At 36.4% G+C, this 7,754-nt stretch carries 2 protein-coding genes; both read left to right on the top strand.

Annotation, left to right across the window (positions count from 1 at the left end; genetic code table 11):
• The first annotated feature begins 63 nt into the window (after nt 1-63).
• Entirely contained in the window at nt 64-5,451 is a 5,388-nt protein-coding gene (locus tag H8R91_RS04245; protein WP_186934977.1) for a hypothetical protein, read from the top strand.
• Between the two features lie 93 nt (nt 5,452-5,544).
• Entirely contained in the window at nt 5,545-7,752 is a 2,208-nt protein-coding gene (locus tag H8R91_RS04240; protein ID WP_186934976.1) for an LVIVD repeat-containing protein, read from the top strand.
• Nucleotides 7,753-7,754 lie beyond the last annotated feature (2 nt).

Raw genomic sequence — 7,754 nt, 5'->3', positions numbered from 1 at the left:
GCGATTATTCACGAAATTCAGCACGCAATACAGGGAATAGAAAATTTTGCGAACGGAAGTAATTTGGAATACTGGAAAAATCTCGGATACAGCGATGAAGAAGCAATGGCAATGTATTATAACACTGCCGGAGAAAGAGAAGCAAGAGATGTTTCTGCCAGAAGAGATTACAATGCAGAGCAAAGAAAAAACATCCGTCCGGACATTGACAGGAAAGATGTTGTATTTGCTAATAGCGGTGATGCAGGGTATTCGGCGGATAAAGATTTTACTAAATATGATAACCTTGAAACTCTTGATGATAAAGAAATCAAGGTGTATAATAAGCGTGGATGGGCATATGGATTGTTTAACAGGGAAGACATGAAGTTGCTTAATGAAAAATTCAGTGAATTAGACAGACGATTAAACAGTAGGACAGATAATATGCTTGCTGACGGTACAAGAATTGTTGAGGTAAACAACAAAATTGTGTCGATTGGCGGAACATATAATGATCCTGAAATTTACAGTGTGCTTCTTATTAATGCTGAAAATGAAACATATGCAGAATATGTTAAGGAGGAAATTCTTGGTTATGTCAATGAACAAAGAAATTACAGTAGAAGAAAGTATGAAGAAATCTGGGAAACTACTCCATTTGTGTATGGAGAAGAAAATATCAGACACTATAATGCGTATGATTATATCTATAAAAAAGGGGGAGATGACACAGGGCTTAGAGCAACATTACCAGGCGATTTTAGCCGTTACGGATATAATAAAGAAAGCAACATCAGAGGAACAAGTGATGCAAATGCTAAAGGAGAAGTATCCGCAGTACAGTTAGATGAAGATACCTCCGACATAAAGTACGCAACAGATGATACCATTAATGATTGGCTTGATGATGAAAGCACACCGCAGGGAATTGACTACGAAAAGGCAGTTGAAAAAAATCCTGTAATAGCAGTAGCGAAAATATATAAAAGTGCGGCACAAACTGCAAAGAGTGGACTTGCACAGGGAAAGAATGTAAAACTTGATGAGAAAGAATACCTAAGAATTGCCGGAAGTATAATGCAGACATACGGTATAAAAGGCAAGTATAACCCTAATTACAAGAAAGAGCTTGCAAGTCAACTTAAGAACTTTGTTGACAGCATAGGAAAGAAAGATGCGAATTTTACAGATTTATTTGAAGAACTTGTAAATGACTGCAAGGGCGGTATTTTGCTTAGCGGTGAGTATGACACAACTCTTATGCGTGAAGAACGAGAGTTTGTACTTGATATGCTCCAAGGCAAAGTACTGCTTATAAAACCGAGAGATGTACAGCAAATTGAGGAAGACTACGGTTCGGTAGCAAACTACCGCAAAAAGATGTTTGGCAAAACATATGTTGTAGTTAAAAACAAGGAAAGCGGAAAAGGATATTATATTGAAGATGTAATTACGCATATTGAAGAAAATTATCCTTACTTACTTAATGAAAACGCTGACGGTGATATGGGATACTTATGGCTTGAGGACCTTGTAAATAATGTGTTAAAGCCTAAATATAAGAACCCGTATTTTGAGGGGGAAAATTCATTTTATGAAACTCCGGAAACGGCTGCGATTCAAATGGCTTTTGAATGTGCCTCTAAGATTATAAATGCAAAGACAGAAAAACTTAAGGCTGATACGAAAGCAGACAAAAAGTTGATTAAAGAAATTGAAACTTCGCAGAAAGAGGCAATTAATATAGCTACTGAAATTGCGGAAGCTAAAAATAAGCAATATAGGCAAGAGCTTAAGGAGGCAAAGGAAAGAAATACTGAACTGTGGAAGAGAAATGCTAAATTAAGTCAAGAGAAAAAAGAGGAGCATCGCAAACGAGTTGAACATTCAAGAGAATTGTTTTCTCGACTTAATAAAGAAAAAAGTAAGGTTAGAGTAGAAAAAAACAAAAATGCATACAGCAATAAAATTATTGAAGCGCAAAAGGCGATTATTGCAAGCCACTATAAGACAATAAGAGAGGAGTATAACGAAAATAGGGAAAAGACACTCTACCTGAATAAGTTAGGAAAGATGTGCGACAGACTAACGAAAAGGCTTGACGGCAAGGCTAAAAATAATGAATATATACCGGATAATTTAAAAGGACCTATTATTGATGTGCTTAGTTGTTTTACCGTTAAAGACGCTAAGAACGCTACACCCGGATACTTCGGTGAATGGAACAGAATTAAAGAAGTCGGTGAGAGCGTTGCTGAACTTGCCAAAGAATATAATAATATGAAACCGGAACCGACTCCTTCTACAGATTTGGAGAAAAAAGAAAAAGAAAAACCTCAAAATACTTTTATTGATATTGAAAGTATAAGTTATAAAGAACCGGTAAATAAACAACTCGAAAATCTTAAAGCACTTGTGAAAGGACATAATATATATACGCTTACTTCAAACGAACTTGTTGCCATATATGATACAATGCAAATGCTTGACGAATCTCTTAGGGATGCAGTGCAGATTATTGTTGACGGCAGAAAACAGAACTTTAAGGAGCTTGCCAATGAGGCTATGCAAGAGGTAAAAAATAATAAAGCAAGAGTTGATTATTCAAAAATGAAGAATGTTTTAGCAGCTCCGGCAAAGCAACTCGGTAAAAGTTTTGTTGCTACTCATCTTGACCCTGTGAGATACGGACGAATGCTTAGTAATTATCACGATGACAGCATTATTTATAAATTATTCAGCGGATTGCATGAGGGCGAAAACAAGGCTATTACAATTCAGCAGAAAGCAATAAGCAGAATTAAGGAAGTTACACTTAAGTACGAAAAAGAGATTAAGGGTATACAGAATGAAGATGTAAAGGAATTTGATTTTAGGGATGTAGAAACCGGTAGGCGTGTGCCGATTACTAAGGGTGTGCTGCTTGCTATTTACCTTACCGACAGACAGAAAAGCGGCCATATTCATTTACTTGGAGGCACAGAGGAAACTTATGCAAATGAAGCAGGACACTATACCGTACTGCCAAACCTTGAACTTAGCAATAAAAAATTAAAGCGAACAGCTAATGAAAATTCACATAAGGTAAGATTTAATGTTGAAAGTCTTAAGAGAATTGAAAAGTATGTACAGAATGACAAGGTATTAATGGAGCTTGCTACCGCAATAAGTGAAGTGTATAATCAAACACTTAAGCAGGAGATTAATGAAGTAAGTATGGCAAAGTACGGAATGAAGATTGCCACAGTAAAAGATTATTATCCTTTAAAGGTTGACCCTAATGCAGGAAAGTACGAAAAGAATCTTAAAACCGAGTTTCACGATACAAGACTTAAAAGTCGTGGATTTACAAAACAGCGTCAATGGTCGGATACTCCTATTGTGATTGACGACGCTTTGAGAAATTTTGTAAAACAAGTAAAATCGGTAAGCGAATACTGCGGTTTGCTGATACCGATTGAAAATTTTAAAAAAGTATATAACTACTCTGACGGTTCAGCTACTTTGCAATCAACCATAAAGGAAAGATACGGCGTATCTGCAGAACATTACATTGACAAACTCATCGGTGATTTACAGCAGAGAGCAGACACCATAGATAATACTTTTCTTGATAAAATTCAAAGCAACTATATGGGTATGAAGATTGCCTTTAACTTTGGCTCTATGATAAAGCAGGTTTCTGCATTTCCTCTTGCTAACAGATACTTTGGCGCTAAGAATGTTTCGCTTGCGGCTATGAATTTATTCAGAAACAAGGTTGACTTTGATTTATATAATAAGTACACTTCGTATTTATGGTACAGAAAAGAGGGCAACGGTACTGTAATCGGCGAACTTAGCAAAGAAATGAGTTTGACAAGCAAAGGTATGGGATTTCTTGATATTGTCAGCAAAATGGATAACAGAGTGGCTTCAAGTTTACTGTATGCGGCAGAGCTGCATGTTGAGCAGACCACTGACCTTAAAAAGGGGACTGACGCTTTTTACAGAGAGGTTGCAAGGCAGTTCGAGAAGTGTATTGACGAAACCCAGCCGAACAACATGGTTACATCAAAGCCACAGTACATGAGGAACAAGAATTTAAGGCGACTGTCGCTTAATGCCTTCCGCTCTCAAAATATGGCAATCGGTAATACAATATTTGATTCATTCTTTGAAATGAAAGCAAGAATGGCTGATGATAAGATTAACAGTACGGCAGAAAGCAAAGCTGCTAAAAAAGCCGCAGTGTTAAAATTTGTTTCGTGCTGTTCCGGTGCCATTAGTGCTAATTTGCTCTTAGGCGCTTTGTCTTTGTTGTCATCAATATGTTTGTATCATCGTTGGGATGATTTGTTTGACGATGAGGGTAATATATCCGGACAAAAAATCGCACTTAACTATCTTGATGAGGTGCTCAACGGAATATTTGGCAGCTTTGCTATGGGTGATTATTTGTATAGTGCGGTAAGCAGTGCTATTGACATAGGTAAGACTTATTACGGCTTGCAGGCTATGAGTGTTGATTCTATTAATGATATGGTCAAGGATTTGATAAGCGGAAAAGCATTGGACGCACTTAAAACATTGCTTGATTGTCTGGGTATTCCGGGTACTAATTTTGCAAGGTTTGGCTCATCAATATATGCTTATTACAATGATGTGGCTAAAGGCAGCGGAAGAATTATTACGGACAGCAAGGGTAATGTGAATACTGATTACTTGCACTATTACATAGTTGAAGACAAAAAGAGCGGCAATGATACAAGAGCGGAACATTACGAAAATATGTGGAAAGAAATTCTTATAGAAGAAAAGGGTAAAACAGAAAGTGAGGCTACTGATTACATAAAAAGCAAAATTGTTACTGCGCTTTCGGCTGACGATGATATTGAAGAGGCGGGTGTGGCTAAGGCTAACGGTAATCTTGCTGACTACGAAAAATACAGGCAAAAAGTTATTGATTATGGCTTTGACAGTAAAGATGTGCAAAAAGCTATTGATAGATTTATTAAAAGCGAGGCTAAGCTTGTGTCTGAAATTGAAGATAACGAGGACCGAAAACAGGAGCTTATTGACAATGGGTTTAACGAAAAAGGCGCTGAATTTGTAATCAATAAGATTAATGAATCAAAGTCTGATGATGAAACGGGAAGTACATCTGTATTTGATGATACAAGTGAGGAAAATGAACTTGTTATGTACAGGTATTCTGATTTATTTGACGCCCTGATTAACGGTGATACTGAAAACTATAGTATGATTGAAAATTATCTTATAGAAAAAGGAGGAAAAACAAAAAAGGAGATAAAGAGTGCTATGAGAAGCACAAGCAGAACAGATAAACTGTGGGGCGAATATATAGAGGCATCTACAGGCAATGACAGGCAGCGCACAAGAGAACTTGTTACTCAATTGACGAGAATTTACGGAAGTTGGGAGAATGCGAAAACGGCTTTGAAAAAATATCAAAACAAAATAAAGTAAATTAATTACCACCGCAAGGGAGAATTTTCACCCTTGCGGTGGGGTTGTTTTAGGGGTATATAGATTTTAAAATTATAGTAAAGAGGTGAAAGTATGAACAAAATTATTTTTGAGGTATATAAAAATACTTTAAAGAAAAAAGACGGTTTTAATCCTACAAGTGCGGAAAATAAATACTCTGAAATAAAACTTGATTTTAAAGGTGATGACGATTGGGGTAAATGCGATCTCGTTACAGCTACTTTCTTTGGAGATTCTGTTGACGATACCTACAGTGTGCCAACCGAGATTAACAATATGACAGCGACTGTAAAAATACCTGCGGAGGTTCTTAGAAATAATATTAAAATACAATTGGGAATTTCAGGCGTTTACAATAACGAAAACAATGAAAGCGTGACAGTTGCTACTAACATTGCAGTTGTAAATATTTGCAAAGGGATAATTATTAAAGATTTTGTAAATTCTGATTTGTATAAAAAATTGTTACAAATAATAAACGAAACCGTGTTTAAGATGAAATACTCGGTTGAAAACAAAGCGGATAAATCAGAGGTTAAGCGTTTATGTAATTTAAGCCCGACTGAATCTATGATTGCCGATACTAAAACGACTGCAAGAGCTATGTGTGTATATAATGACTATTTATACCACAGCGGTAATTCAAAATTTGCGATAAGCAAAATTGATATAAGAAATGAAGCAATACCACAAAATATATCAACACTTGGCGGTCACGGCGGTTATTATCCTCGTGGAATTTCAATTGGAAACGGACATCTTTATGCTGCTTATCGTGAAAGTGCATCGGGAGCGCAAACTTCTGCAAGTACCGCTTACGGCGGATACCTTGATATTATTAATTTATCTAATAATAATATTTCAACAATCAATTATGAAAAAAAGCCTTATACCGTGACTGTTACGGTGAGCGGACAGAAAGTAGAAAAAACACTGTATTTTGGCAAGAGCCATTATACTGCAACATATAACGATGCACTTCTTTGTGTAACTCAACAAATGGGTGGATGGTTGTTATATGATATTTCATCAAATCCTCTAACTCCTGAATTACTGTATGAATATGATTGCAGAGCGGGGGCATATGACAGTGACAGAACAGGGTATGAGGAATATCAACAGCCGACTTTTCTTAGCAACGGTGATAATATATTTCTTGCAATTGCAGGATATGACCGTGACCTTGTGAGAATTTATGATGTTACGGTGCCAAAAACTCCTACACTTATATATGAATGTAATCTAAGAAATTTATGGAACGGAAATCTAAAAGACAAATGTTTGCATACTATGGGTATAGCTTGTTCGTATCCGTATATCTATTGCACCGTTGCTCCTTATCCGGGACGAGTATTGAGCGAAACTATGACAGGTGTTGCAACTGTTGACATAAGCGACCTTAATAAAATTACCGTATCGCTATCAAAAATGCCGAATGCAGACAGAACCGAAAGCACTTCTGGTGAACCTGCCCCTGCGAGCATAGCTATTTGTGACGATTATATTATTATGGATATCTATGATAAAGGTATATCTGTGTGGGATATTTCTGACAAGAGCAATCCGGTATACATAAAAACAATAGAAACGGATACTAAAACTTGCAGTGTAGTTGCTGATAACGGCAGAATATTTTGTGGTTCGACATCAGAAAGCAACAAAATTAAAATGTATAGATTAAAAAAAGAAAATGCTTTGACAGGTATAATAGCTTCTGTAAAAAATTTTGATGTTCAAAAAGCGGACAAGGCAACGACTTTGGCGGGATACGGAATTACCGACACTTACAATAAAACATATCTGGATAAGGCACTAAAGGACAAACTTAACAAAATGCCGTTTGATACTGTACCTGCGAAGAACAGTCCTAACTATGTAACGAGCGGTATGATTTACGATTGTATTAATACAATTAACAAGGAGATTGAAAAGAAACTTGACAGTTCAACAAATGTAAAAGGCAGCGTAACATTAACACCTGCAACAAGCGCTCATACAGGTAACGAGGGAAGTGTTATTTACGCAAAAAGCGGTAATGTTGTAACAGTAACAGTAACAATGAGCAAATTTGTCGCAGGAAAGAGCTTTGTATCAATGGCAGGGCTGCCTTATAAAGCAGATACATCTATGAGAAATGCAAGTATTATTGTAATGACATCTAAAAATGAACTTTGCAATGTGAAGGTTGACGGTACTTGGATTTATTTTGTGAAAAGAGGTTCAACATTTGCGGAAGATGAAACTCTTATTACTACTGTAACTTATATAACGGAGGTATAAAT

The organism is Ruminococcus intestinalis (genome assembly GCF_014288065.1).
Taxonomy (GTDB): domain Bacteria; phylum Bacillota; class Clostridia; order Oscillospirales; family Acutalibacteraceae; genus Ruminococcoides; species Ruminococcoides intestinale_A.
This window is presented reverse-complemented; position numbering and strand designations above follow the sequence as displayed.

What these genes read in the sequence shown, in the direction of transcription:
- H8R91_RS04240 (WP_186934976.1), top strand. Translation starts at nt 5,545, where the DNA reads ATGAACAAAATTATTTTTGAGGTATATAAAAATACTTTAAAGAAAAAA.